Origin of the sequence: Streptomyces sp. A2-16, from assembly GCF_018128905.1 — a bacterium.
Taxonomy (GTDB): Bacteria; Actinomycetota; Actinomycetes; order Streptomycetales; family Streptomycetaceae; genus Streptomyces.
In genome coordinates this window covers 7,037,651-7,061,417 of the sequence record NZ_CP063808.1, presented here as the reverse complement: position 1 = coordinate 7,061,417, position 23,767 = coordinate 7,037,651, and the positions used below count along the sequence as shown (strand labels likewise).

Here is a 23,767-nt window from a genome sequence, read left to right as displayed (position 1 = left end):
GGCCGCTGAGGGGCAGCGACGGCGCTCTGGCGGAGGTCCTGTCATGAGCGCGGGAGAGCTGCTGGAGCGCTCGCTCGCCTACGCGCTGGGCAGTGTGGCGGGGACGCGGAGCGTTCGCCTCGGTACGGGCACCCCGTGCGCCGAGTGGGATCTGGGGGAGCTGCTGGGGCATCTCGACGACTCCCTGGACGCGCTGTACGAGGGGCTGACCGGCGGGCGGATCGGGCCGCTCCCGCTCACCGACCGGGCCTGCGGCTTCCGTACGCGCGCGCGTGCCGTGCTCGGCGCCTGGGCCGCCGGTCCGCCCGAGGACGTACTGGTGGGTGAACGCCCGCTGGACGTGCGGGTGATGGCCGCGGTCGGCGCCGTCGAGATCGCCGTGCACGGGTGGGACGTGGCCCGCTCCTGCGGACGGCCGCGGCCCATTCCGGACGGCCTCGCGGCCGAACTCCTGTCCGTCGCCCGGTGCGTGGTGGGCGAGGAGGACCGAGGCGTGCGCTTCGCGGCACCGGTCGCCGTGCCGTCCGGCGCGCGGCCTGAGGTCCGGCTCCTGGGCTTCCTGGGGCGCGGTCTCTAGCGGTCTCCAAGTGGCTTGCAGGCCCTGCCCGTCGAAGTGCGCCGACGCGGACACGGAAGCCCGCAGACGCGGACACGGAAGCCCGCCGACGCGGTCACAGGGGTTGCCGAACCTCGCTCGCCCTCTTTATAGTCGTAACGACTATTAGTCATGCTGACCATAAAGGGGGTGCGCGAGCGTGTCCGTTCCGCCCGGCTACGACAAGTACGCCCACGAACCCTTCGCCGTCACCGTCGACCTCGCCGTCCTCACCGTCACCGAAGGCGCCCTGCACGCCCTGCTCATCGAGCGGGGACAGGAGCCCTACGCCGGACACTGGGCGCTGCCCGGCGGGTTCGTGCACCCCGACGAGTCCGCGGAGACCGCGGCCCGGCGCGAACTCGCCGAGGAGACCGGGCTGTCGGACGTCTCCGGGCTGCACCTGGAGCAGCTGCGGACCTACAGCGAACCCGGCCGCGACCCCCGGATGCGGGTCGTCTCCGTCGCGTTCGCCGCGCTGCTGCCCGACCCGCCCGAGCCGCACGGCGGCAGCGACGCCGCCGAGGCCCGCTGGGTGCCGTACGACAGGGCGCGACCGCTCGCCTTCGACCACGACCGGATCCTGGCCGACGCCCACGAACGCGTCGGTTCCAAGCTCGAGTACACCTGCCTCGCCACCGCCTTCTGCCCGCCCGAGTTCACCCTCGGCGAGCTCCAGCAGGTGTACGAGACGGTCTGGGGCACCGCCCTCGACCGGCCCAACTTCCGCCGCAAGGTGCTCGCCACGCCCGGCTTCGTCGAGGCCGTCCCCGGTGCCGCGCGGCTGACCGGCGGTCGTGGCAAACCGGCCGCGCTCTACCGCGCAGGACCGGCCACCACCCTGCACCCCCCGCTCCTTCGACCGTCCCCGGAAGGACGACCCGCATGACCACGATCCTGACCAAACGCGCAGCCACCGGAACGCTCGTCGGCCTCGCCCTCGGGGACGCCCTCGGCTTCCCGACCGAGTTCAACGACGTGCGGTCGATCCTCGCCAAGTGCGGGCCGTGGCGGGAGATGGAGCTGTCCTCGCCGGCCGTCGTCAGCGACGACACGCAGATGACGCTGGCGGTGGGCAGGGGGTTGCGGGCGGCCATGGACCGGGGGCTGCTCGGGCCTCTTCGGCTGGCCCGGCCTCTGCGGCAGGAGTTCGTGGACTGGTACCAGTCGCCGCAGAACAACAGGGCGCCGGGCAATACCTGTCTGCGCGCCTGCCACCTGCTCAAGGACGAACGCCTGCCCTGGCAGGACGCCAGCCAGATCAACTCCAAGGGCTGCGGCGCCAACATGCGCGTCGCACCCGTCGGCCTCGTCCCGGGCCTGAGCGACGAACAGCGCGCGGGCGCGGCCCAGTTGCAGGCCGCGCTCACCCACGGCCACCCGACGGGGCTCGCCGCCTCCGACCTCACCGCGCGTGCCGTACGGCTGCTCGCCCAGGGCACCGAGCCGGGCGACCTGGTCGGGCTGCTGCGGTCGTACGCCCTGGCGAACCGGGGCCAGTACCACGAGCGTTGGCTCGGAGACCTGTGGACGCGAGGCCAGGCCCCGACGCCAGGGCAGTTCATCGCGCGAGGCTGGGACGAGTGCCTGGCGATCCTCGACCGGCTCGACGACGCCGTGCGCACCGCCTCGCCGGAGGAGGACCCGTGCCTCGCGACCGGGGCGGGCTGGATCGCCGAAGAGGCCCTGGCGACCGGGCTGTTGTGCTTCCTGCAGTTCCCGCAGGAGCCGCTGACGGCCCTGCGGCGGGCCGCGTGCAGCTCCGGCGACTCCGACTCGATCGCCTGTCTGACGGGCGCCTTCGCGGGCGCCCACCTGGGAGCGGACGCCTGGCCGGTGGAGTGGGCCGACCGGATCGAGTACGGCAGCGAACTGGTGACGCTCGGGGCGCTCTGGGACGCCTAGGGGTGGCTCCGGGAGGCCCTAGGCGAGCTCGATCGAGTCCCCGCTGACCTTGATCTGCTTCTCGGGCAGCGGCTTGTTGGCAGGCGGGTTGGCCACCGAGCCGTCCGTGATGTTGAACTTGCTGCCGTGGCAGTTGCAGTTGATGGTGCCGCCCGACACGCTCGCCACCGGGCAGCCCTGGTGGGTGCAGATGTTCGAGAAGGCCTTGAACTCGCCCTTCTTCGGCTGGGTGACGACGACCTTCTCGTCCTTGAAGATCTTCCCGCCGCCGACCGGGATCTCGCTGGTCTTCGCCAGCGCGGTGCCGGCCGAGGCCTCCACCGTGTCGGACCCGGAGTCGCTGTTCTCGTTGCCGTACTCGCCGCAGCCGACGGTCAGCGCGGCCGCGCCCGTCGCGAGAAGGATCGTGCGCCGCGTCGGGCTGTGTGTCATGTCGTGACTCCGAAGGTGCGGAAGAACCAGAGGGCGGAGGTCAGCCAGAGGATCGTGAGCGCGGTGAAGACCAGCCCGCCGACGATCGGCAGCAGCCACCCGGGAAGTCGCTCCGAACGGAGCAGCAGCATCTTGGCACTGAACACACCGAAGAAGAAGCAACCGAAGAGGGAGTGCCACAGAACGCGTGATTCGTAGGACTGGAAGCCCAGCGCGTACAGACAGTGCACCGCGACCGGGACCGCGACGAGGAAGGCCGCGCGGCCGGACCAGCGGTGCAGGGTGGACGACCACCTCGGGCCGGGCAGCTTGCCGTACACCATCAGTGCCGAGACGAGCTGCACGAGCGCGAAGAAGAACGCGACCGTCGCGAGCCATGACTTCACCGCGCCGGTGCTGCTGAAGCCGGCGAGGTTGAAGGCGGTGCCCGCCGGGTCGTGGACCTTGCCGTAGGCGCCCAGGCCGACCGCCACCGCGGCCGCGACCAGGGCGGGGATCAGATAGCGGGCGGCGCCGGGGCCGCGCTCGGGTTCGGGGGAGGGCCAGCTCTGGGTGGCCGCGTTCGGGTCGACGGTCATGATCGGCTCCCTCGGGCGTAGGTCAGGGGGTTACCGGGCGGGCCGTGAGCTGCTGTCCGTCGACCGTCACCGCACCGGTCTCCGGATCGATCCTCGGCGCCGGGGAGGGCTTGCCGTCGCGCTTGAGGATGCCGACCTGCTCGCCGTCCGGCAGGACGATCCAGCCGCCCTCGATCTTCGCGCCGGCCACCGTGCTGTTCGCCCGGTAGAGCCCGGACGACTTCTTGGACCTGTCGATCGTGAAGGGGTAGCTCCCGCTGCCGACAGTGGCCGTGCCGCGCAGTTGCCTGGTCCCCTTCACCTCGGCCTCCAGGCTCGCGCCGCCCTTGCCGGTGAGCCGCAGACTGCCGTCGGCCTTCACGTCGCCCTGCAGCCACGACTCGATGTTGTGCCCGTCGCAGACGTACGCGATCGCCTTGTCGTCGCGCACGGTGATCGCGACCGCGGAGGAGTCGTCGTCGGTACGGCCGGTGTAGACGCCCTCGGGCACGGCGGTCGCCGACGGGGTCGCACGGGGCGGCGGGGTGGGGTTCGTCGGCGCCGCGCTCGGTGAGGCCTTGGTGCTCGGTGACGGCTGCACGGCGGCCGACGTCGGCTTCTCGCCCGTCGTGGCGTTGAGCGACAGCATGAACAGGCCGACCAGCAATCCCGCGAGCAGTGTCAGCAGCGGTCCGGAACGCTTCATATGAGGGGCCTCCCCCGAGGCGAGTTTCCTGCCATCAGAGCGGACCCGGGCCCCCGAGTCCAGAGGCGCACGGGCGTGTTTTCACCCCAAGTAGCGGGACTGTGACATTCGGGTGACATTGGCACGGTCTGGGACGCCGTCTCAGGAGGCGGGCGCCGCGCACCCCGCCCCAGGGGGCTGACTAGGCTGGTCGTACATCGAGCCGGGTTGTACATCAGCAAGGAGCATGTCGTGGCGGTACGAGCGGTCCGGGGCGCCGTCCAACTCGAACAGGACGAGGCCGGCCACATGGACGAGCAGGTCGGGGCGCTGCTCACCGCCATCATGGAGCGGAACGAGCTGACCACGGACGACCTGATCAGCATCTGGTTCACGGCCACGCCCGACCTGCACAGCGACTTCCCGGCGGCCGCGGCCCGCAAGCTCGGCATCGTCGACGTCCCCCTCATCTGCGCCCAGGAACTCGACATCCAGGGCGCCATGCCCCGGGTCGTGCGGGTCCTCGCGCACATCGAGTCCGACCGCTCCCGTGCCGACATCGCGCACGTCTACCTCGGCGCCGCGGCCGCCCTCCGCAAGGACATCGCCCAGTGAGGACCGCACTCGTCATCGGCACCGGGCTCATCGGCACGTCCGCCGCCCTGGCGCTGGCGGCCCGGGGAGTCACCGTTCACCTTGCCGACCACGATCCCGAGCAGGCCGTCACCGCGGCCGCGCTGGGCGCCGGCACGGACGAGGCCCCGGAGGCGCCGGTGGACCTCGCGATCGTGGCCGCGCCGCCCGCGCACGTGGCCGGCGTGCTCGCCGACGCCATGCGCAGGGGAGTCGCCCGCGGCTACATCGACGTGGCCAGCGTCAAGGGCGGGCCGCGCCGGGAGCTGGAGGCGCTGGGGCTCGACCTGTCCCCGTACATCGGCACCCATCCGATGTCCGGGCGGGAGAAGTCCGGGCCGCTGGCCGCCTCCGCGGACCTCTTCGAGGGACGGCCCTGGGTGCTGACGCCCACCCGGGACACCGACACCGAGGTGCTGAACCTCGCCCTGGAACTGGTCTCGCACTGCCGCGCGGTCCCGGTGGTCATGGACGCCGACGCCCACGACCGTGCCGTGGCGCTCGTCTCGCACATGCCCCACCTGGTGTCCAGCATGGTCGCCGCGCGTCTCGAGCACGCCGAGGAGGCCGCCGTACGACTGTGCGGGCAGGGGATCCGGGACGTGACCCGGATCGCCGCGTCCGACCCCGGGATGTGGATCGACATCCTCTCCGCGAACCCCGGGCCGGTGGCCGATCTGCTCACCGATGTCGCCGGGGACCTGGAGGAGACGGTGCGGGCGCTGCGGGCGTTGCAGTCCGCGGACGAGTCGAAGCGGCTGGAGGGCACGTCCGGGATCCAGGACATGCTGCGGCGGGGGAACGCCGGTCAGGTGCGGGTGCCCGGAAAGCACGGGTCCGCTCCCCGGGTGTACGAGGTCGTGGCCGTGCTCATCGACGACCAGCCGGGGCAGCTCGCCCGGATCTTCGCGGACGCGGGGCGTGCGGGTGTGAACATCGAGGACGTGCGGATCGAGCACGCGACCGGGCAGCAGGCGGGTCTGGTGCAGCTGATGGTCGAGCCGTCGGCCGCGCCCGTGCTGTCCGCCTCGCTGCGGGAACGGGGCTGGGCGATCCGGCAGTGAGCCGCGCGGCCGGGCCGCCGGTCGGCACCGCTCGGCGGGCGTCCGGACGAGTGACGCGCGCCCGGTAACCTTGTGCGGGGCACAGTCGCGCCCCCACACCACTCGCCAGACCGCACCCGAAAGGTGTCCCCCCGTGGAAAACGGCGCCGCCCAGCCCGTGATTGTCGCCATCGACGGCCCCTCCGGCACGGGCAAGTCGAGCACCTCGAAGGCTGTCGCCGCGCAGCTGGGGCTGAGCTACCTGGACACCGGGGCCCAGTACCGGGCGATCACCTGGTGGATGGTGAGCAACGGGATCGACATCGACGACCCGTCCGCGATCGCCGCCGTGGCCGGAAAGGCGGAGATCGTCTCCGGCACCGACCCGGAGAACCCGACGATCACGGTCGACGGCACGGACGTGGCGGGTCCGATCCGCAGCCAGGAGGTCACCTCCAAGGTCAGCGCCGTGAGCGCGGTGCCCGAGGTGCGGGCCAGGATCACCGAGCTCCAGCGCTCGCTGGCCACCTCCGCAGAGAAGGGCATCGTCGTCGAGGGGCGGGACATCGGTACGACCGTGCTGCCCGACGCCGACCTCAAGGTCTTCCTCACCGCCTCGCCGGAGGCCCGTGCCGCCCGCCGCAGCGGGGAGCTCAAGAGCGCCGACGTCCAGGCCACCCGTGAGGCCCTGATCAAGCGGGACGCGGCCGACTCCAGCCGGAAGACCTCGCCGCTCGCCAAGGCGGACGACGCGGTCGAGGTGGACACCACCGAGCTCACCCTCGCGCAGGTCATCGAGTGTGTCGTGACCCTCGTCGAGGAGAAGCGGGCCGGGAAGTGACCGTTCCTTCCGAGAAGGGTGCCGAGGTCGGGCGGCGGATCGGCGTCGGCCTGATGTACGGGCTGTGGAGACCGCGGGTGCTCGGCGCCTGGCGGATGCCCGCGACCGGGCCGGCGATCCTCGCCGTCAACCACTCCCACAACATCGACGGCCCGATGGTCATGGGCGTCTCGCCCCGGCCGACGCACTTCCTGATCAAGAAGGAGGCGTTCGTCGGGCCGCTGGATCCCTTCCTGCTGGCCATCGGGCAGGTCAAGGTGGACCGCTCGGGCGCCGACCGCGGGGCGATCACCCAGGCCCTCGACGTGCTCAAGGCCGGCGGGGTCCTCGGCATCTTCCCGGAGGGCACCCGGGGCGAGGGCGACTTCGCCTCCCTGCGGGCCGGGCTCGCCTACTTCGCGGTGCGCAGCGGGGCTCCGGTGGTCCCGGTCGCGGTGCTGGGAAGCTCCGAGCGGCCGGGACGGTTGATAAAGGGGCTGCCCCCGCTGCGCAGCCGCGTCGACGTCGTCTTCGGCGACCCCTTCGAGGCGGGCGACGGCAGCGGACGGCGCACCCGCAAGGCTCTCGACGAGGCGACCGAGCGCATCCAGAAGCAGCTGAGCAGTCACCTGAAAAACGCCAGGCGCCTCACCGGGCGCTAGGCGACACTGAGTAGTGGATCAAACGGACACCCTCCGGCCGGTCCACCGACCACCACGAAACGACGAGGTACGCACTTCATGAACGACCACATCCACTCCGAGGGCTCGGGCGAGGAGCACGACCACGGGGCGCTTGGCGATGCCGAGTACGCGGAGTTCATGGAGCTCGCCGCGGAAGAGGGCTTCGACGTCGAGGACGTCGAGGGGGCCATCGAGGCGGCCGGTCACGGGCCGCTGCCCGTGCTCGCCGTCGTCGGGCGCCCGAATGTCGGCAAGTCGACTCTCGTGAACCGCATCATCGGGCGCCGCGAGGCCGTCGTGGAGGACAAGCCCGGCGTCACCCGTGACCGCGTCACCTACGAGGCCGAGTGGGCGGGGCGCCGCTTCAAGGTCGTCGACACCGGCGGCTGGGAGCAGGACGTCCTCGGCATCGACGCCTCCGTGGCCGCGCAGGCCGAGTACGCGATCGAGGCCGCCGACGCCGTCGTGTTCGTCGTGGACGCCAAGGTGGGTGCCACCGACACCGACGAGGCGGTCGTACGGCTGCTGCGCAAGGCCGGCAAGCCCGTGGTGCTGGCCGCCAACAAGGTGGACGGCCTGAGCGGCGAGTCCGACGCGGCGTACCTGTGGTCCCTGGGACTCGGCGAGCCGCATCCGGTCTCCGCGCTGCACGGCCGGGGCACCGGCGACATGCTGGACGCCGTCCTGGAGGCGCTGCCGGAGGCACCGCAGCAGACCTTCGGCACCGCGATCGGCGGCCCCCGCCGGATCGCGCTCATCGGACGCCCGAACGTCGGCAAGTCCTCGCTGCTGAACAAGGTGGCCGGCGAGGAGCGGGTCGTCGTCAACGAGATGGCCGGCACCACCCGTGACCCGGTCGACGAGCTGATCGAACTCGGCGGTGTCACCTGGAAGTTCGTCGACACCGCCGGTATCCGCAAGCGGGTCCACCTCCAGCAGGGCGCGGACTACTACGCCTCGCTGCGCACCGCGGCCGCCGTGGAGAAGGCCGAGGTCGCGGTCATCCTGATCGACGGCTCCGAGTCCATCTCGGTGCAGGACCAGCGGATCGTCACGATGGCCGTCGATGCGGGCCGCGCGATCGTCGTCGCCTACAACAAGTGGGACACCCTCGACGAGGAGCGCCGCTACTACCTGGAGCGGGAGATCGAGACCGAGCTCGGCCAGGTCGCCTGGGCGCCGCGCGTGAACGTCTCGGCGAAGACCGGACGGCACATGGAGAAGCTCGTCCCGGCGATCGAGACGGCTCTGGCGGGCTGGGAGACGCGCGTCCCCACCGGCCGGCTGAACGCCTTCCTCGGCGAGCTCGTCGCCGCCCACCCGCACCCGATCCGGGGTGGCAAGCAGCCGCGCATCCTCTTCGGCACCCAGGCGGGCACCAAGCCGCCGCGGTTCGTGCTCTTCGCCTCCGGGTTCATCGAGGCGGGCTACCGGCGCTTCATCGAGCGCCGGCTGCGCGAGGAGTTCGGCTTCGAGGGCACCCCCATCCACATCTCGGTGCGGGTGCGCGAGAAGCGCGGCGCCAAGAAGAAGTGACGCACGCATGAGGAAGGGCGGCCCCGAAAGCGGGGCCGCCCTTCCTCATGTCCCGGAACCTCTGCTCTCAGACCCCTCTGCGCGGGCCGGGTGGCAGCGCCGCCGGGACGTGGTGCATCCCGGTGTGCTGCTGCCCGATGTGTCCCACCCGCTGCCACTGCGACTGCTGGCGGGCGCTGAACGCCCCCGCGCTGTAGGCGCTGTACGAGCTGCTGAACGAGCCCGAGGCGTGCGGGATGTTCCCGAACGCGGTGAAGCCCAGCTCCTCCTCGCCGCTGCGGTCACCCGGCAGCGAACGGAAGGTCTTGACGTACTCGGAGTAGAGCGCGTCGTAGATCGGCGTGGCCGATGGTCCGCCGGGAAACCGGCGTGGAGCGTCGTATGGGTGCACGTATGTCCAAACGACACCGGGACCTCGGGGATGCGGTCCGGCGTGATCCTTCAGCCGGACTTCATGTGCCCGCGAGCGGCATCGCGGCCGCGACCAACTTCCCGTTCGCCGCTGCCTTGTCCAGTGCGTCCCGCAGCAGGTCCTCGCGGGGCTGGCGTCCGATGGACCCGACCGGTGCCGCGAACATCAGCACCTGCTGGTGCTTGTTGGCGGCGGCCCGCCAGCTCTCCGTCACCTGGAGCGGCTGGTGCGCCTGCCACCAGGCCACCGGCTGCCCGCCGTTCGCCGACGGCTGGAGCACCGCGTGCAGCTGGCCCACCGCCAGCAGCACCGACCACCCGTGCAGCACGGACGGCACCGACTCGATCGCCGTCAGCGGCATGAACCCCTGCTCGATCAGCAGCGGCAGGAAGTCGTCGCCGAGTCCCGTCGCGCCCGGCCGCACGATCGGCCCGGTCGGCTCCACGACCAGCGCCGGGTGCAACTCCCCGGCGATCAGGACGAGTCCGCTGGTCACCCCGAGCACCGCCTGCTCGGGTACGACCTTGTCCGGGTCCAGGTCGACGGTGTCACCGGTGATGGACTTCACCGCGCCCCGGAGCTGCTCCTCGGTGACCTGCACGACCTGGGAGGGCAGACAGCTGGCGTGGGCGAAGGCCAGGACGGCGGTCTCGTCGCCGATGAACAGGACGGTGCTGGTGCGCTCCTGTTCGGAGTCGCCCTGGGTGCGGCAGGACGTGCAGTCGTAGCTGCCGGGGGCGTTCTCTCCGGCGAGCAGCCGGTCGGCCTCTTCGTCGCCGATCTCGGCGCGTACCTCGTCGCTGACGTCGAGCATGCGCGGCACGGGTGGCTCCCTCGGGATGTGGTGCTCGGGCGGGTCCCGGGCTCATGAAGAAGACAACGGCCGATCTGTGGCGGGAGTCACGCCCCAGGGCGAACGGAATCGAACCATCCAGCGCGCAGGGTCACCGCGGGTGCGGAATCGGGCACTCAGTGTCAAGTGGATGGAAATGCAAGGAAGTTGGTTGCGTGAAGTGGGTCACAGATCTCCTTGGTGGCTGGTCGACAAATCAGGAAATCAGCGAATGAAGTGGGTGGCCGGAAATCGCCGATACCTGCGGTAACGACCAACTGGCCTGGAACGACAAGCAGTTGGTTGCTGACGCCTCCACAGGCTCTCTACATTCCTCCGCCGTGTGCAACGAGCACCGCTCGGGAACGTCCGCCGGCGCACCAAGCCAGCTCACCGCACCACCTGTCGGCGGACGGGGCGGAGCACGACCACCCGGCCCATGTGCCGGGAGCGTGTTCCGTCCTGGGGGACCCCGAGTCCGTAGAGAGGGAACCATATGTCCGAATGTGCCGATACCACGCGCGACAACGCTCGTAAGACCCGGACCACCGCGGCCCTCGCCGGGGCCGCCCTGCTCGCCCCGCTCGGACTGCTGGCCGCGGCCGGCAACTCCGCGGCCGCGGACGGCGGAGTGTGGGACCGCATCGCCCAGTGCGAGAGCGGCGGGAACTGGCACATCAGCACCGGTAACGGCTACTACGGAGGACTCCAGTTCTCCGCCGGCACCTGGCGCGCCTACGGCGGCACGGCCTACGCGCCCACCGCCGACGGCGCCACCAAGTCCCAGCAGATCGCGGTCGCCACCAAGGTCCAGCGCGCCCAGGGGTGGGGCGCCTGGCCGACCTGCTCGGCACGCGCCGGGGCGTACGGCAGCGCGCCCGCCGCCTCCTCCGGCTCGGGGCAGAGCTCCTCGTCGACCGCCAAGGCCGCGCCCTCCAAGCCGGCGAAGGCGCCGGCCCGTTCCGAGAACCACACCAACCGCAGCGCCTCCCGTGGCGACTACACCGTCCGCTCGGGCGACACCCTGAGCAGGATCGCCGCCGGGCACGGGACGAGCTGGCAGAAGCTCTACGCCGCCAACAAGGCCGTCATCGGCGCTGATCCCAACATGATCGTGCCCGGGCAGCGCCTCGAAATCTGAGAGCTCCCCCCTGTCACGGGCACACGGCCCCGTCCGGTCCGGCGACCGGGCGGGGCCTCCGGGCATCTGGGCGCTCGGGGCGCCGGTGGCACCGGTGGGGCCGTCAGGCCCTCCCCGGCCGCAGCTCCGCCGCCTCTCCGCTGAACACGACCGTGCCGCGCCGCAGTTCGTACACGATCGCCGTCCGGCGCCGCAGGGCGGCTGGAAGCCGTTGTTCGGCCACGACCACACACGCGTCCAGTGCGGCGAGGAGTTCGTACGTGCGGGCCGCGACCGCGGGGGACATGCCCTGCGCGGGCTCGTCGACGAGGACCACGCGCGCGCGTGCCAGCAGGGCCCGGGACAGCGCGAGCATGCGCTGCTCGCCCCCGGAGAGGGTGCCGGCCCGGCGGGGGAGCAGGGGGCCCAGCTGCGGGTAGGCGTCCAGGGCCGGGTCGGGGGCGGGCGCCGCGAGTTCGAGGTTCTCGCGGACGGTGAGGGAGCCGAACACCGCCTGCCGCTCGGGCACCAGGCACAGCCCGCGCCGGGCCCGCTCGTACGCCGGGACGCGGGTCACGTCGGTGCCGTCCCACACCACGGCGCCGTCGGTGAGCGGCACTGTTCCGGCCAGGGCGCGCAGGGCCGTCGTACGGCCGGAGCCGTTGCGGCCCAGCAGGAGGGTGAGACCGGGGCCGGGGGCGGTGAGGGTGATGCCGTGCAGGGCCTCCAGAGGGCCGTAGCGCACGCGCGCGTCCCGTAGGGAGATGGCTGTCGTCGTGGTTCCCGCGGCCGTGCTCGCTGTCATACGGCGGTCTCCCGGGCGTCGAGTGCGTCCAGTACGTGGGCCGGGGGACCGGAGGCCACGATGCGGCCCGCGGTCATGACGTGCACGACGTCCGCGAGGTCGGCGACCAGGTCGAGGTCGTGCTCGACGACCAGGAGAGCGGTGCCGTCCGCCGCGAGGGCCCTGAGGACGCGGGCCAGCGCGGTCACCTCGGCGGTGTCCAGGCCGGCGGCGGGCTCGTCCAGGAGCAGGACGCCCGGGGCGCCGGCCAGCGCTCTGGCGAGTTCCACGCGGCGCAGGGTGCCGGTGGGGAGGCCGGCGGCGGGTGCGTCGCGCAGTGGGCCGTCGAGGTGCAGGAGTCTCAGTGCGCGGTCTGCCGCGGCGGGGTCCTTGATCCGGCCCTGTTCAGCGCCCACCCGGACGTTCTCGGCGACGGTCAGGGTCGGGAAGACGGCCAGTTGCTGGAAGGTGCGGGCGATGCCGAGGCGGGTGCGGGCGTGGGGGGACAGCCGGGTGATGTCGCGGTCGCCGAGGCGGACCTGGCCTCGGGCCGGTCGGATCGTGCCTGCCAGGCAGTGGAAGAGGGTGGATTTCCCGGCTCCGTTGGGGCCGATGATCGCGGTGATTCTTCCGGGCGGGACGGTGAGGTCGACGCCGGCGAGGGCGGTGAAGCCGTCGTAGCGGGCGTGGAGGTCGTGGGTGGTGAGGACCGCCCGGCCTGCGGACGGGGTCGTCCTCCCACCCGCGCCACGCGTGCGGGGTTCGTGGTCGGGTGCGGGTGGCCGCGGTGGGGGTGCGGGCGTGGACGAGGGGGCGTCGAGGGACGTGCGCAGGCGTTGTCTCACCTCGGCTCCCAGTGGGGTGAGGGCGGTCGGTCCGCTCGGCCTCAGTCGTCCCGCCACCGCCCGCACCGCCTGGTACGGGCCCCCGGGGAAGCGGCCGACCAGCACCGCCAGCACTCCGATCAGCGCCGCCGCGACCCCGCCCCTCGCTCCCGCGTCCAGGCCGACCAGGAGAGCCGCCGCGCCCAGGGCGCCCAAAGTGCTGTCGGCGCCCAGGACGACCACCGCGGCGAACCAGAGGAGGCTGCGGACGGGGTCGTAGGCGGCCGGGTCGAAGGCGCGCAGGCCCATGCCCAGCATGCCGCCGCCCAGGGCGGCCAGCGCGGCGCCCGCGACGAAGGCGGCGAGCTTGAGGGCGGGGACCCTGACACCCGCCGCCGAGGCACCGGACTCGTGGTCGCGCAGGGCGGCCAGGGCCCGGCCCGTGCGGCCCCTGCGCAGCGCGCGGGTCGTCAGCAGGGCGAGCGCCAGCAGGGCCAGCTCCAGGACGTAGTACGCGCGGTCGCCGTCGAAGCCGTCGGGGCGGTCCAGGGACAGGCCGGACGTGGCGTACGGCTGGGCGAAGACGAAGCGGCTCACGGCCACGCCGACCGCGAAGGTCGCGAGGGCCAGCGCCAGGCCCCGGCGGGTGATCGCCGGCCAGCCGGTCAACAGGCCCAGGGGGGCCACCAGGACCACCGCCACGGCCAGTGCCGCCAGCTCCGGCAGGCGGGGCAGGCCCGGGAAGCGGCCCGCCGCGAGCAGTGCCGTGAACAGGGCTCCCAGGCCCGCGTAGGCCGCCTGCCCGAGGGAGATCTGGCCGCCCCGGCCCGTCACGACCACCAGGGAGAGCAGGACCACGCCCAGTGCCGGGACCTGGACCGAGGTGTGCAGGTCCGAGCCCGCGAAGCCCAGCGGGAGCAGGAACAGCACGACCGCGACGATCCACGCGCCCTGAGGCGTCGGCACGCGCGCGGTGGCCGTGCGCGGCAGCGCGTCCCGGGTGCCGACGCGGGGGAGCGCCAGGGCGGCGACCAGCAGGGCCACGACGAAGAGGTTCGCGCCGGCCGCCTGGAGCAACGGCTCGCCCCAGCCGGAGGGGTGCAGCCGCGTCAGCTGGCTCTGGGCGACTCCGACGGTCAGTGCCACCAGTACGGCCACCGGCAGACTGCGCATCCGCGCGGCCACCGCGACCGCGACCACCTCCATGACCAGGAGAGGGAGCCCGTACGGGTCCAGGCGCACGTAGGGCGCGAGCAGGACGCCCGTCAGGCCCGCCGTGAACGACCCGAACGCCCAGCCCGCCGCCGCCACCCGGTCCGCGTCGATCCCGCCGAGCACGGCCAGCTGCCGGTCGTCCACGACGGCCCGCAGCTCCCGTCCGAAGCGGGTCCGGCGGATCACGGCGCCGACGCCCACGGCCAGCACCAGGACGACCGCCAGCTGACCCCACGGGTCGGCGGAGACCAGCTCGGGGGCGTCGTCCCGGGCGCCCTGACCCCACACCAGCGCGGCCCCGCCCACCAGCAGCACGAAGACACCGATTGAGGCCACCAGGGTCTGCGCCGGATCACCGCCGAGGACGGACAGGGGCCGGAAGACGAAACGCTCCAGCACCACCCCCAGGGCCGGTGCCAGGACCAGCAGCGTCAGCACCGCCCCGGCCCACAGCGGCCAGCCCCACACCACCACGCACTGCCGCAGCACGAACGCGCACACCATCGCGATCGCCCCGTGCGCGAAGTTCAGCACCCCGGTCGCGCGGTACGTCACGATCAGGCCGATTCCGGTGAGCGCGGCCGCGCTGCCGACCGACAGCCCGGCGAGGGTGAGGTCGTAGGTCAGCGAGGACATCAGTCGGTTTCCTCGACGGGCTCGCAGATCGGGCAGGGGCCCAGCTCACCGCTCGCCAGCAGCTTGGCATCCACCGGCACCGACTCCACCTTCCCGGCGACCAGCGGGCAGTCCGCGCGGTGCCACAGCGTGCCGCCCGGCACCATCAGCAGGTCCCCGCTGACCGCCAGGGGCGCGCCGGCCGCCGTACCGGACTCCTCGTCCTCGGCGGGCTCCGCGGCGACCAGGAGGCCGTACAGCTCCTCCACGCGCGCGGCGGCGAGCGCGCTGCGGCCATGGGTGAGGAGCACCGCCCCGGCGACGATCAGCGCGGCGCCGGGCACCGTGCAGGAGGCGAGGTAGGGCAGTTGCCGCTCGGCGTAGCGCTCGCCCGAGACGCCGTACCAGCCGAGGACGCACAGCACCGCGCCCGCGGCGAGCGCGGCCCAGGCGGCCCAGAGAACGGGGTGTACGGTGCGCAGCCGGGCTGTCCGCATCTCTGGCTCCCACATGTCGCGTCCCTGTCCATGTCAGCCAATCGCTTGCACTATGCCTTCTGGAAGCTGACCCTGAAAGCACCGGGCGCACGTGGCCCGGACCGACACCCGGTGGTGAGCCAGATGGTTCTCGGGAGCGACCGCACGTGGGGGAACGGCAGCCGGGGGCTGGTGGTGGGGTTCGTCCTCGCCGCGGCCCTCACGGCGTGCAGCGACGACAGCGGCGGCGGCAGCGAGAGCCCGCCGCCGACGCCTTCCGTGGAGCAGCCCTCGTCCTCCGCCGCCCCGTCACCGAGCGGACCCGCCGACGCGGCCGCCGCCCAGCGGGAGGTCAGGACGAACTGGGAGAAGTTCTTCGACCCGAAGACCTCCACCAAGGACAAGCAGGCCGTTCTGGAGAACGGCGCCGAGATGGGGCCCGTCCTCCAGGCCTTCAGCGGTGACCAGCGCGGCGGACAGGTGCAGGCGAAGGTCACCAAGGTCGTGTTCACCGAGCCGGACGCGGCCGACGTGACGTACACCCTGATGCTGAACGGCGCCACCGCCCTGCCGGACGCCTCCGGTACGGCGGTCGAACAGGACGGCACCTGGAAGGTGTCGGTCAACACCCTGTGCGCGCTGGTCCAGTTGAGCGGCAATGCCACGGCGTCGGCGCTTCCGGGCTGCTGAGGCCGCCCTCGCGGTCCTGCTGCTGGCGTCGGCCACGGCGTGCGGCAGCCGGCTGCCGGAGAGCGACTTCGAGCACCGGGAGCGCGCGACCCCCGCCGCGGACGGCACGCCGATCCGGGTCGGGATCGTCACCAGCGCCACCAGCCCGGTCGGCGGCAGCGCCTTCACCGGCCCGCGCGACGGCGCCAAGGCGTACTTCGAGCGCCTCAACGCGCGCGGGGGCGTCGACGGCCGCCGGATCGAGGTGCGCGAGTGCGACGACGGCGGCAGCGGGGTCGGCAACAACACCTGTGTGCACCGGCTGATCGACGAGGACAAGGTGGTCGCCCTGGTCGCGACCACCGCCCTCGACTACGCGGGCGCCTCCCGCGTCTCCCACGCGGGCGTGCCCGACATCGGCGGCCAGCCCATCGGCGCCGCCTACGACACCTGGCCGCACCTCTACGGCATCTACGGCAGCCTCGCGCCCCGCGACGGCACGACCGGCTGGGGCGGGAAGCAGTACGGCGGCACCGAGGTCTACCGCTACTTCAAGCGCGAGCACGGAGCCCGTACGGCGGCCGTCGTGTCGTACAACCAGGCCGCGTCCGCCGCCTACGCCCGGCTCGTCGAGCAGGGTCTGAGGGCCGAGGGCTACAAGGTCGTCAGTGAGCAGGTCGACTTCGCGCTGCCCAACTTCCGTGCCGTTGCCGCCGATCTGAAGGAGCAGGGTGCCGACCTGGTCTTCGACGCCGTGGACAGCCATGGCAACGCCCAGCTGTGCGAGGCGATGGACAAGGCCGGCGTCGAGGTCACCGCCAAGGTCACCAACGTGCAGAACTGGACGTCCACCGTCCCCGACGACTACAAGGACGCCCCGCGCTGCCGCAACGCCCTGTGGGCCACGGGATCCAGCCGGAACTTCGACGACACCGCGAACGCGGCCGTACGGGAGTTCAGGGACACGACGAAGGGGCTGCGGACGCACTCCCAGTGGCAGCTGGAGGGCTGGGCGGCCGCGATGTGGTTCACGGACGCCGCGAAGTCCTGTGCGCCACAGGGCGTCACGCGCGCGTGCGTCGACGCCTTCATGAACCGCAGCCAGGACTACACCGCTCGCGGCCTGCTCGTCCCCGTCCGGTTCGAGCGCCTGGCCGAGCCGCCCGAGTCCCGCAGAACCTGTCTGTCGGTGGCCCGTTGGAAGGACGGGCGGGGCTGGGTGGCCCAGGGCGACATGGAGCGCACCTGCTTCGACGTTCCGCAACTGCCCTATCAGCAGTGAGTCACCGCCGGCGGGCAACCAACGGGGGCGTACGGCGGTCTAACCGGACACCATGAACCACGGGAGGACCATGCCCGCAGGGCAGGGCGTACAGCTGCGCGCCGACTGGGTCGCCGACTCCGCGGGCGGACTGACCTTCGACGTCACCGCCGGCGGGGCGAGCGGTACGGCCCATCTGGTGCTGCGCCGGCGCGACCGGCACGAGGAAGTGGGGCTGCCGCTGGCCCCGGCCGGCGACGGGCGGCTGCGCGCCGCGCTGCCCAGCACGGTCGCCCTGCCCGAGGGCCGCTGGGACGCGTACGCGTGTGTGGCCGACGACGAGCCGCTGCGCCTCGCGCCCGGCACCACCGACCTGCGCGCACTCGCCGCCCGCACCCCGAGCGGCTCCCGCGGCCATGTCGCCGTCCGCATCCCCTACGCCACCCGGCAGGGCAACCTCACGGTCCGCAGCTGGCTGCGCGCCCCGCACGCCGAGGCGGGCGAAGTACGTGTCCAGGGTGCCGGACTGACCGTGCGCGGGCGGCTGTTCGGCACCGGCTTCGCCCCCGGCGCCCGCGCCGAGGTGCGCCCCCGGCACTCCCCGGGCCCCGCCCGCCGCTGCGAAGTCGCCGTGGACGAGACCCGGTTCGGCCTCTCGGTGGCGTACGCGGCTCTCGGCCCCGGAGTCTGGGACCTGTGGCTCAGGCCGCACGGCGAGCACGGGCCGCGGGTGCGGATCGCGCGGCTGCTCGACGACATCGCCGACAAGAAGCCCGTGTTCACCTACCCACGCGTGCGCGTGGAGACGGCGTACGGCCCGGTGGAGGCCGGGCCGTACTACACGCGGGACAACGACCTGTCGGTGTCCGTCACCGCATGCCTCTCACCGCAGTGAGCCGAAGAACTCCCTGACGTCACCGGCCAGCAGCTCGGGGACCTCCAGGGCCGCGAAGTGGCCGCCGCGGTCGAACTCCGTCCAGCGGACCACGGTGTTGACCTGCTCGGCCCAGCGCCGGATCGCCACGTCCTCGCCGAAGTTGGCCACCGAGGTCGGCACTCCGGAGGTCTGCGTCGGGAACCAGTCCGGGACATGGCTGTTCTCGTAGTACATACGGGCCGCGGAACCGGCCGTGCCGGTCAGCCAGTACAGCATCACGTTCGTCAGGAGCGTGTCCCGGTCGATCGCGTCCTCCGGCAGCGCGGCCGAGGAGTGCGTCCACGCCTGGAACTTCTCCATGATCCACGCCAGTTGCCCCACGGGCGAGTCGGTGAGCCCGTAGGAGAGGGTCTGCGGGCGGGTCGACTGCAGGGCGTTGTAGCCGAAGCCGTCGGTGGTGAACTCGGCGATGCTCGCGAGGCTCCGCAGCTCACGGTCGGTCAGCCCCTCCCGCGCCGCCTCGTCGACCGGGCCGAGCGGGATGAAGCCGACCGAGGCGGCGTTCACATGGACGCCGACGACGGACTCCGGCGCGATCCGGGCGAGCGCGGGGGAGATCAGCGCGCCCAGGTCGCCGCCCTGGGCGCCGTAGCGGTCGTAACCGAGCCTGCGCATCAGCTCGGCCCACGCGCGGGCGACCCGGTTGACGTTCCAGCCCTTGTCGCGCGTCGGCCCGGAGAAGCCGAAGCCCGGGATGGACGGGATCACCAGATGGAAGTCCTCGCTCAGCGAGCCGATCACACCGAGAAACTCCACCACCGACCCCGGCCAGCCGTGCGTCAGGATCAGCGGGAGCGCGTCCGGCCGTGCGGAGCGGATGTGCAGGAAGTGCACCTGGGCGCCGTCGATCTCGGTGACGTACTGCGGGAGCTCGTTGAGGGCGGACTCCTGCTTGCGCCAGTCGTAGGCGCCGCGCCAGTACGCGGCGAGATCGCGGAGATACGGCAGGGAGGCGCCGTACTCCCAGCCGGCCTCCGGGAGCTCGTCCGGCCAGCGGGTCAGGTCCAGACGGGTGTGCAGGTCGTCGAGCTGCGCCTGCGGGATCTCGACCCGGAAGGGACGTATCTCACGGTTCTCTGCGGTCGCGCTGTTGTCTGCCATGAGTCCAAGGTAGGGAGGCTTGCGGACAGCTTCTGTCCGCAACGACTGGCAGACTCGGCATCATGTTGGAGACCTCGGCACGACTTCTGCGCCTGCTCTCGCTGCTGCAGGCCCACCGCGAATGGTCCGGCGCGGACCTCGCCGACCGCCTCGGCGTCACCCCGCGCACCGTGCGCCGGGACGTGGACCGGCTGCGCGAACTGGGCTACCCCGTCAACGCCAGCCCCGGCACCGGCGGCGGCTACCAGCTGGGCGCGGGCGCCGAACTGCCGCCGCTGCTCCTGGACGACGACGAGGCCGTCGCGGTCGCCGTCGGCCTGCGCACGGCCGCCGGACAGGGCATCGAGGGCATCGGCGAGACCTCGGTACGGGCCCTGTCCAAGCTGGAGCAGGTCCTGCCGAGCCGGCTGCGCCGCCGCGTGGGCGCCCTGAACGCCTTCACCGTGCCGATGCTGCGCGGACCGCAACCGAATGCCGTGGACCCGGGAGTCCTCACCGAGCTCGCCAACCTCTGCCGGGACGCCGAGCGACTGCGCTTCGAGTACAGCGACCACGGCGGCAGCGCCAGCCGCCGTACCGTCGAACCGCACCGCCTGGTGTGCACCGAACGGCGCTGGTACCTGGTCGCCTGGGACCTCGACCGGGACGACTGGCGGACCTTCCGTGCCGACCGGATCACCCCGAAGCCGCCGCACGGCCCCCGGTTCGCGCCGCGCACCCCGCCCGCCGAGGACCTCGCCGCCTACGTCTCGCGAGGGGTCTCCACGCGCGCGTACGCCTCACACGCGGTCGTGCGACTGTTGGTGCCCAAGGAACGGGCCGCCGAGCGCATCTCACCGAGCGCCGGGGTGCTCGAGGCGGAGGGACCCGACAGCTGCATCCTGCGCACCGGGGCGTCGAGCCTCGACGTGATGGTGATCCACGTGATGATGACGGGCTTCGAGTTCGAGGTGCTGGAGCCCGCCGAGCTGACCGAGACGATCAGGACGGCTCATGACCGGCTTGCTCGCTCGCTTGCTCGCTCTTCGGCTCGGGCTGCGGAATCAGCGCCGCGTACTCCGGGTAGTGCAGGTCGAACGCCGGGGACTCGGAGCGGATCCGGGGCAGTGTCGTGAAGTTGTGCCGCGGCGGCGGGCAGGAGGTGGCCCACTCCAGGGAGCGGCCGTAGCCCCACGGGTCGTCGGTGTCGACCGCCACGCCGTACTTCGAGGTCTTCCAGACGTTGTAGAGGAACGGCAGCGTCGAGGCGCCGAGCAGGAACGCGCCGATCGTCGAGACGGTGTTCAGGGCCGTGAAGCCGTCCGCCGCCAGGTAGTCGGCGTACCGGCGGGGCATGCCCTCGGCGCCGAGCCAGTGCTGGACCAGGAACGTGGTGTGGAAGCCGACGAACAGCGTCCAGAACTGGATCTTGCCGAGCCGCTCGTCGAGCATCTTCCCGGTGAACTTCGGCCACCAGAAGTACAGCCCACCGAAGATCGCGAAGACGACCGTGCCGAACACGACGTAGTGGAAGTGCGCCACCACGAAGTAGGTGTCCGACACGTGGAAGTCCAGCGGCGGCGAGGCCAGCAGCACGCCCGTCAGGCCGCCGAACAGGAACGTCACCAGGAAGCCCGTCGCCCACAGCATCGGCGTCTCGAACGACAGCGACCCCTTGATCATCGTCCCGGTCCAGTTGAAGAACTTCACCCCCGTGGGGACGGCGATCAGGAAGCTCATGAAGGAGAAGAACGGCAGCAGCACCGCGCCCGTGACGAACATGTGGTGCGCCCACACCACGATCGACAGACCGGTGATCGACATCGTCGCCGCGACCAGCGTCAGATAACCGAAGATCGGCTTGCGGCTGAAGACGGGGATGATCTCCGTGATGATCCCGAAGAACGGCAGCGCGATGATGTACACCTCGGGATGCCCGAAGAACCAGAACAGGTGCTGCCACAGCAGCGCCCCGCCGTTGCCCGCCTCGAAGACCTGCGAGCCGAAGCGCCGGTCCGCCTCCAGGACCAGCAGGGCGGCCGCCAGCACCGGGAACGCCATCAGGATCAGAATCGACGTGAACAGCGTGTTCCAGGTGAAGATCGGCATCCGGAACATCGTCATGCCGGGCGCGCGCATCCCGATGATCGTGGTGATGAAGTTGACCGCGCCGAGGATCGTGCCGAAGCCGGCCAGCGCGAGACCCATGATCCACAGGTCGGGGCCGACGCCGGGGGAGTGCGCGGAGTCGTTCAGCGGTGCGTAGGCGAACCAGCCGAAGGCGGCCGGACCGGACGGCACGAGCAGCGAACCCAGCACGATCAGGCCGCCGAACAGGAAGAACCAGTACGACAGCATGTTCAGCCGGGGGAACGCCACGTCCGGGGCGCCGATCTGGAGGGGCATCAGCTCATTGGCGAAGCCCGCGAAGCTCGGGGTGGCGAACAGCAGCAGCATGATCGTGCCGTGCATCGTGAACAACTGGTTGAACTGCTGGTTGTCCACGATCTGCAACCCCGGCCGGGCGAGTTCCGCGCGCATCAGCAGGGCCATGACCCCGCCGATCAGGAAGAACACGAACGACGTGATCAGATAGAGGTGACCGATCTTCTTGTGGTCGGTCGTGGTCAACCAGTCGACGACCACTCGCCCGTGCCCCTTGGTCCGCACGGGTCCTGCCGTCGCGTGCACGGTCTGCGTCCCCATCGCTCGCCCCTTCGCTCGGCTCACGCCATGATGCTCGCGCGGTCGTGCGCGGCGACAGGGGGCGTAAGGGGGTTCTGTGCCGGAACCGTGTATTTCTTATGCGGTGTCAGCTTGCGTGGCCCTGTCCGGAAACGGTGGGCAAAGGGGCCCGGGCCAGTTCTCCGACAAGCCTTCTCACGCGGACATTCGGAGAAGTCGTACGACACGCGGAAATGGCGTTCGAATACCCGCGGAAGGCCTAGGGAAACGCCCGTCCGTGTGACGGAGCGCGAGGGAAACGGGTGGTGTGATCCTGTGACAGAAGCGTGACAGGAGGCGGGCGTGATCCGGACTTCCGCGGCCGCCGGGCAGGGCCTAGCGTGGCGGCATGGCACCCATTCCGACACCGCCCGCCGAACCCCAGGACAGCCCCGACACCTACGTCGGCCTCGACTCCGCCGCCGCTGAGCGGACCGCGCGTGAGCGGGGCTGGTCGACGGTCCGGTCGCTGCCGCCGGGGGCGATCATCACGATGGAGTACCGCGCGGGCCGGCTGAACTTCGAGGTGAAGGACGGCCGCGTGACGCGGGCCTGGAAGGGCTGAACCGCATGACGTGGGCCCCGGCCTCCCGCTGAGGGAGACCGGGGCCCACGTCATGGGCGGGGTGGTGTGCGTACCGGCCCCGCCGGTGTCGAGCCGGGTCAGCCGCCGGTCACCGGGCGGGTGGCCGGGGACGGTGTGCCGCGCACGGTCCGGTCCGGGTGCGGCGGGCGGCGGCTGCCGACCGGGGTCACCGGGGTGCGCTCCGAGCGGGCGGTGTGCGGGCCCGGGGCCAGATGGACGGGTGACCTGGGGCCGCGCGCCGGTACGGCGGCCTCGCGGGCCGCCGTCTCGTTCTGCGGGGCGGTGAGCGGCTTGAGGCGGGCGGGCGCGGGCGCCGTGACAGGGGTGACCGGAGCCGGGGCCTTCGCGCCGCCGCGGGCCCGCCAGCGGTCGCGCAGGTCGAAGGCGTAGGCCTCGGTGCGGGCGATCAGCGGCTCGAACCAGGGCAGCGCGAGCAGGATCAGCAGACCCGCGACCCAGCCCAGCAGGACATCGCTCAGCCAGTGCGTACCGAGGTAGACGGTGGCCATGCCGACGCCCAGCGAGGTCACCGCGGAGATCGCGGACAGCCAGCGGCGGGCCCTCGGGGTGGAGGCCAGATACGCCAGGATTCCCCAGGTCACCACCGCGTTGGCGGTGTGGCCGCTGGGAAATATATCGCCGCCCAGGCCCATCTCGTTCGAGCCGATGACGGTCGCGTAGTGCGGTCCGAGTCGTCCCATGCCGTACTTGGCGGCGCCGACCGTGATGTTCAGCAGCAGCAGCGAGGTGCCCAGGGTCAGCAGCGGGCGCACGGTGTGCTGACGCCAGGAGCGCCAGCCCAGCCAGGCCGCGACCATCACCGCGGTCGGGCCGCGCTGGCCCAGCACCACGTAGTAGTCGACGAACCAGTGGATGGACGCCCACTGCTGGTACGGCCGGAAGAACATGACCTGCCAGTCGAGGCGGACCAGCCAGGAGGTGGTCACCACGAGCCACACGATCGCCAGGTAGAAGGCCAGGGCAGCGATCACCAGGACGGTCCGGTGCCGGCTCGCCCTCGGCACGCTGAGGTGGGCCGGTCGTTCCGGCTCACGGTCCAGTCTGGCGAACACCCGGTCCAGACGGGTGGGGTTTCGTTCGGTACGCACCCAATCGACGTTACAGCGAGTGAGCTCTGTTCCCTGGCGAATCAGCGGCTTTGTGATGACGATGTGATGTGGGATTCCTCTCAGGAGGGGGTTTATTTCCAGGGATTCCGCAAAGGTGAGCGACCGCACCCTTCAATTCCTTTGATCATTCCGGGTTGCGGTTTTATGGCCCTTATGAATTCGTTCACCGAATCATGGGGCGGAATTATCCGGGCGCTCATCGACGCTCCGGGG

At 71.8% G+C, this 23,767-nt stretch carries 24 protein-coding genes and 1 pseudogene; 14 read left to right on the top strand and 11 right to left on the bottom strand.

The annotated features are described in order from the left end of the window. Nucleotides 1–43: 43 nt before the first annotated feature. The 3 genes from IOD14_RS31740 to IOD14_RS31730 all read left to right on the top strand — a co-directional run bounded on the left by IOD14_RS31740 (nucleotide 44) and on the right by IOD14_RS31730 (nucleotide 2,500). Nucleotides 44–577 carry a TIGR03086 family metal-binding protein gene (locus IOD14_RS31740; protein WP_123988239.1) on the top strand — a complete coding sequence of 178 codons (534 nt, stop codon included), beginning with the start codon at nucleotides 44–46 and terminating at the stop codon, nucleotides 575–577. A 178-nt stretch (nucleotides 578–755) separates the two neighbouring features. Next, nucleotides 756–1,484: an NUDIX domain-containing protein gene (locus IOD14_RS31735; RefSeq protein WP_123988238.1), complete on the top strand. Its 729-nt coding sequence runs from the start codon at nucleotides 756–758 to the stop codon at nucleotides 1,482–1,484. Next, nucleotides 1,481–2,500 (top strand): ADP-ribosylglycohydrolase family protein, encoded by a 1,020-nt coding sequence (locus tag IOD14_RS31730; RefSeq protein ID WP_123988237.1) that lies wholly within the window; start codon nucleotides 1,481–1,483, stop codon nucleotides 2,498–2,500. The genes IOD14_RS31735 and IOD14_RS31730 overlap by 4 nt, the downstream gene beginning before the upstream one ends. Before the next feature lie 18 nt (nucleotides 2,501–2,518). On the opposite strand, the gene IOD14_RS31725 is transcribed toward IOD14_RS31730, so the two are convergent. From IOD14_RS31725 to IOD14_RS31715, 3 genes are read right to left on the bottom strand one after another with little or no spacing between them, the layout of a single operon-like run. Next, nucleotides 2,519–2,932, bottom strand: a complete 414-nt coding sequence (locus IOD14_RS31725) for a Rieske (2Fe-2S) protein (RefSeq protein WP_123988236.1) — start codon at nucleotides 2,930–2,932, stop codon at nucleotides 2,519–2,521. After that, nucleotides 2,929–3,510, bottom strand: coding sequence for a DUF6529 family protein (locus tag IOD14_RS31720; RefSeq protein ID WP_123988235.1), 582 nt, complete (start codon nucleotides 3,508–3,510; stop codon nucleotides 2,929–2,931). The genes IOD14_RS31725 and IOD14_RS31720 overlap by 4 nt, the downstream gene beginning before the upstream one ends. Before the next feature lie 22 nt (nucleotides 3,511–3,532). Then, the gene (locus tag IOD14_RS31715; protein WP_212672155.1) at nucleotides 3,533–4,195 is read right to left on the bottom strand and encodes a hypothetical protein; all 663 of its coding nucleotides are present in this window, start codon (nucleotides 4,193–4,195) and stop codon (nucleotides 3,533–3,535) included. A 231-nt stretch (nucleotides 4,196–4,426) separates the two neighbouring features. On the opposite strand from IOD14_RS31715, the gene aroH reads away from it, so the two are divergent. From aroH to der, 5 genes are all read left to right on the top strand, one after another. After that, nucleotides 4,427–4,789: a chorismate mutase gene (gene aroH / locus IOD14_RS31710; RefSeq protein ID WP_123988233.1), complete on the top strand. Its 363-nt coding sequence runs from the start codon at nucleotides 4,427–4,429 to the stop codon at nucleotides 4,787–4,789. Then, nucleotides 4,786–5,871: a prephenate dehydrogenase gene (locus tag IOD14_RS31705; protein WP_212672154.1), complete on the top strand. Its 1,086-nt coding sequence runs from the start codon at nucleotides 4,786–4,788 to the stop codon at nucleotides 5,869–5,871. The genes aroH and IOD14_RS31705 overlap by 4 nt, the downstream gene beginning before the upstream one ends. A 133-nt stretch (nucleotides 5,872–6,004) precedes the next feature. Then, nucleotides 6,005–6,691 carry a (d)CMP kinase gene (gene cmk, locus IOD14_RS31700; RefSeq protein WP_123988231.1) on the top strand — a complete coding sequence of 229 codons (687 nt, stop codon included), beginning with the start codon at nucleotides 6,005–6,007 and terminating at the stop codon, nucleotides 6,689–6,691. Between the two features lie 53 nt (nucleotides 6,692–6,744). Next, entirely contained in the window at nucleotides 6,745–7,332 is a 588-nt protein-coding gene (locus IOD14_RS31695; RefSeq protein WP_249126311.1) for a lysophospholipid acyltransferase family protein, read from the top strand. Nucleotides 7,333–7,410: 78 nt separating this feature from the next. Beyond that, complete coding sequence (gene der, locus IOD14_RS31690; protein ID WP_123988229.1) at nucleotides 7,411–8,889, top strand: ribosome biogenesis GTPase Der; 1,479 nt, start codon at nucleotides 7,411–7,413, stop codon at nucleotides 8,887–8,889. Nucleotides 8,890–8,956: 67 nt separating this feature from the next. On the opposite strand, the gene IOD14_RS31685 is transcribed toward der, so the two are convergent. Together IOD14_RS31685 and IOD14_RS31680 are read right to left on the bottom strand one after the other, a co-directional pair. Next, the gene (locus IOD14_RS31685) at nucleotides 8,957–9,280 is read right to left on the bottom strand and encodes a hypothetical protein (RefSeq protein ID WP_123988228.1); all 324 of its coding nucleotides are present in this window, start codon (nucleotides 9,278–9,280) and stop codon (nucleotides 8,957–8,959) included. A 61-nt stretch (nucleotides 9,281–9,341) separates the two neighbouring features. Beyond that, a complete protein-coding gene (locus IOD14_RS31680; protein WP_123988227.1) occupies nucleotides 9,342–10,124 on the bottom strand; it encodes a hypothetical protein in 783 nt (260 codons plus the stop codon). A 505-nt stretch (nucleotides 10,125–10,629) separates the two neighbouring features. On the opposite strand from IOD14_RS31680, the gene IOD14_RS31675 reads away from it, so the two are divergent. After that, nucleotides 10,630–11,274, top strand: a complete 645-nt coding sequence (locus IOD14_RS31675) for a transglycosylase family protein (RefSeq protein ID WP_212672153.1) — start codon at nucleotides 10,630–10,632, stop codon at nucleotides 11,272–11,274. 103 nt (nucleotides 11,275–11,377) lie between these two features. On the opposite strand, the gene IOD14_RS31670 is transcribed toward IOD14_RS31675, so the two are convergent. From IOD14_RS31670 to IOD14_RS31660, 3 genes are read right to left on the bottom strand one after another with little or no spacing between them, the layout of a single operon-like run. Beyond that, a complete protein-coding gene (locus IOD14_RS31670) occupies nucleotides 11,378–12,058 on the bottom strand; it encodes an ATP-binding cassette domain-containing protein (RefSeq protein WP_123988225.1) in 681 nt (226 codons plus the stop codon). Next, nucleotides 12,055–14,712 carry an ATP-binding cassette domain-containing protein gene (locus tag IOD14_RS31665; protein ID WP_212672152.1) on the bottom strand — a complete coding sequence of 886 codons (2,658 nt, stop codon included), beginning with the start codon at nucleotides 14,710–14,712 and terminating at the stop codon, nucleotides 12,055–12,057. The genes IOD14_RS31670 and IOD14_RS31665 overlap by 4 nt, the downstream gene beginning before the upstream one ends. After that, on the bottom strand, nucleotides 14,712–15,188 hold the full coding sequence (locus IOD14_RS31660; protein ID WP_123988223.1) for a hypothetical protein: 477 nt from the start codon (nucleotides 15,186–15,188) through the stop codon (nucleotides 14,712–14,714). Before IOD14_RS31660 ends, IOD14_RS31665 begins: the two co-directional genes overlap by 1 nt. 123 nt (nucleotides 15,189–15,311) lie before the next feature. Here IOD14_RS31660 and IOD14_RS31655 point away from each other — a divergent pair, with 123 nt between their 5' ends. From IOD14_RS31655 to IOD14_RS31645, 3 genes are all read left to right on the top strand, one after another. Next, nucleotides 15,312–15,857, top strand: a complete 546-nt coding sequence (locus tag IOD14_RS31655) for a hypothetical protein (RefSeq protein ID WP_249126114.1) — start codon at nucleotides 15,312–15,314, stop codon at nucleotides 15,855–15,857. Then, nucleotides 15,826–17,118: an ABC transporter substrate-binding protein gene (locus IOD14_RS31650; protein ID WP_123988221.1), complete on the top strand. Its 1,293-nt coding sequence runs from the start codon at nucleotides 15,826–15,828 to the stop codon at nucleotides 17,116–17,118. Before IOD14_RS31655 ends, IOD14_RS31650 begins: the two co-directional genes overlap by 32 nt. 70 nt (nucleotides 17,119–17,188) lie before the next feature. Continuing rightward, nucleotides 17,189–17,992: a hypothetical protein gene (locus IOD14_RS31645; RefSeq protein WP_212672151.1), complete on the top strand. Its 804-nt coding sequence runs from the start codon at nucleotides 17,189–17,191 to the stop codon at nucleotides 17,990–17,992. Here the strand turns inward: IOD14_RS31645 and IOD14_RS31640 are convergent. Beyond that, nucleotides 17,981–19,135 (bottom strand): epoxide hydrolase family protein, encoded by a 1,155-nt coding sequence (locus tag IOD14_RS31640; protein WP_212672150.1) that lies wholly within the window; start codon nucleotides 19,133–19,135, stop codon nucleotides 17,981–17,983. The genes IOD14_RS31645 and IOD14_RS31640 overlap by 12 nt on opposite strands. 62 nt (nucleotides 19,136–19,197) lie before the next feature. Between IOD14_RS31640 and IOD14_RS31635 the strand changes: the two genes are divergently transcribed. Then, nucleotides 19,198–20,250: a YafY family protein gene (locus IOD14_RS31635; protein WP_123988218.1), complete on the top strand. Its 1,053-nt coding sequence runs from the start codon at nucleotides 19,198–19,200 to the stop codon at nucleotides 20,248–20,250. A gap of 43 nt (nucleotides 20,251–20,293) precedes the next feature. On the opposite strand, the pseudogene ctaD reads toward IOD14_RS31635, so the two are convergent. Then, nucleotides 20,294–21,820, bottom strand: a pseudogene (gene ctaD, locus IOD14_RS31630) (cytochrome c oxidase subunit I); the annotation flags it as partial. Nucleotides 21,821–22,187: 367 nt separating this feature from the next. Here ctaD and IOD14_RS31625 point away from each other — a divergent pair. Then, complete coding sequence (locus tag IOD14_RS31625; RefSeq protein ID WP_123988217.1) at nucleotides 22,188–22,403, top strand: I78 family peptidase inhibitor; 216 nt, start codon at nucleotides 22,188–22,190, stop codon at nucleotides 22,401–22,403. A 98-nt stretch (nucleotides 22,404–22,501) separates the two neighbouring features. Here the strand turns inward: IOD14_RS31625 and IOD14_RS31620 are convergent, their stop codons facing one another. Then, a complete protein-coding gene (locus IOD14_RS31620) occupies nucleotides 22,502–23,533 on the bottom strand; it encodes a phosphatase PAP2 family protein (RefSeq protein ID WP_123988216.1) in 1,032 nt (343 codons plus the stop codon). Between the last annotated feature and the right edge of the window lie 234 nt (nucleotides 23,534–23,767).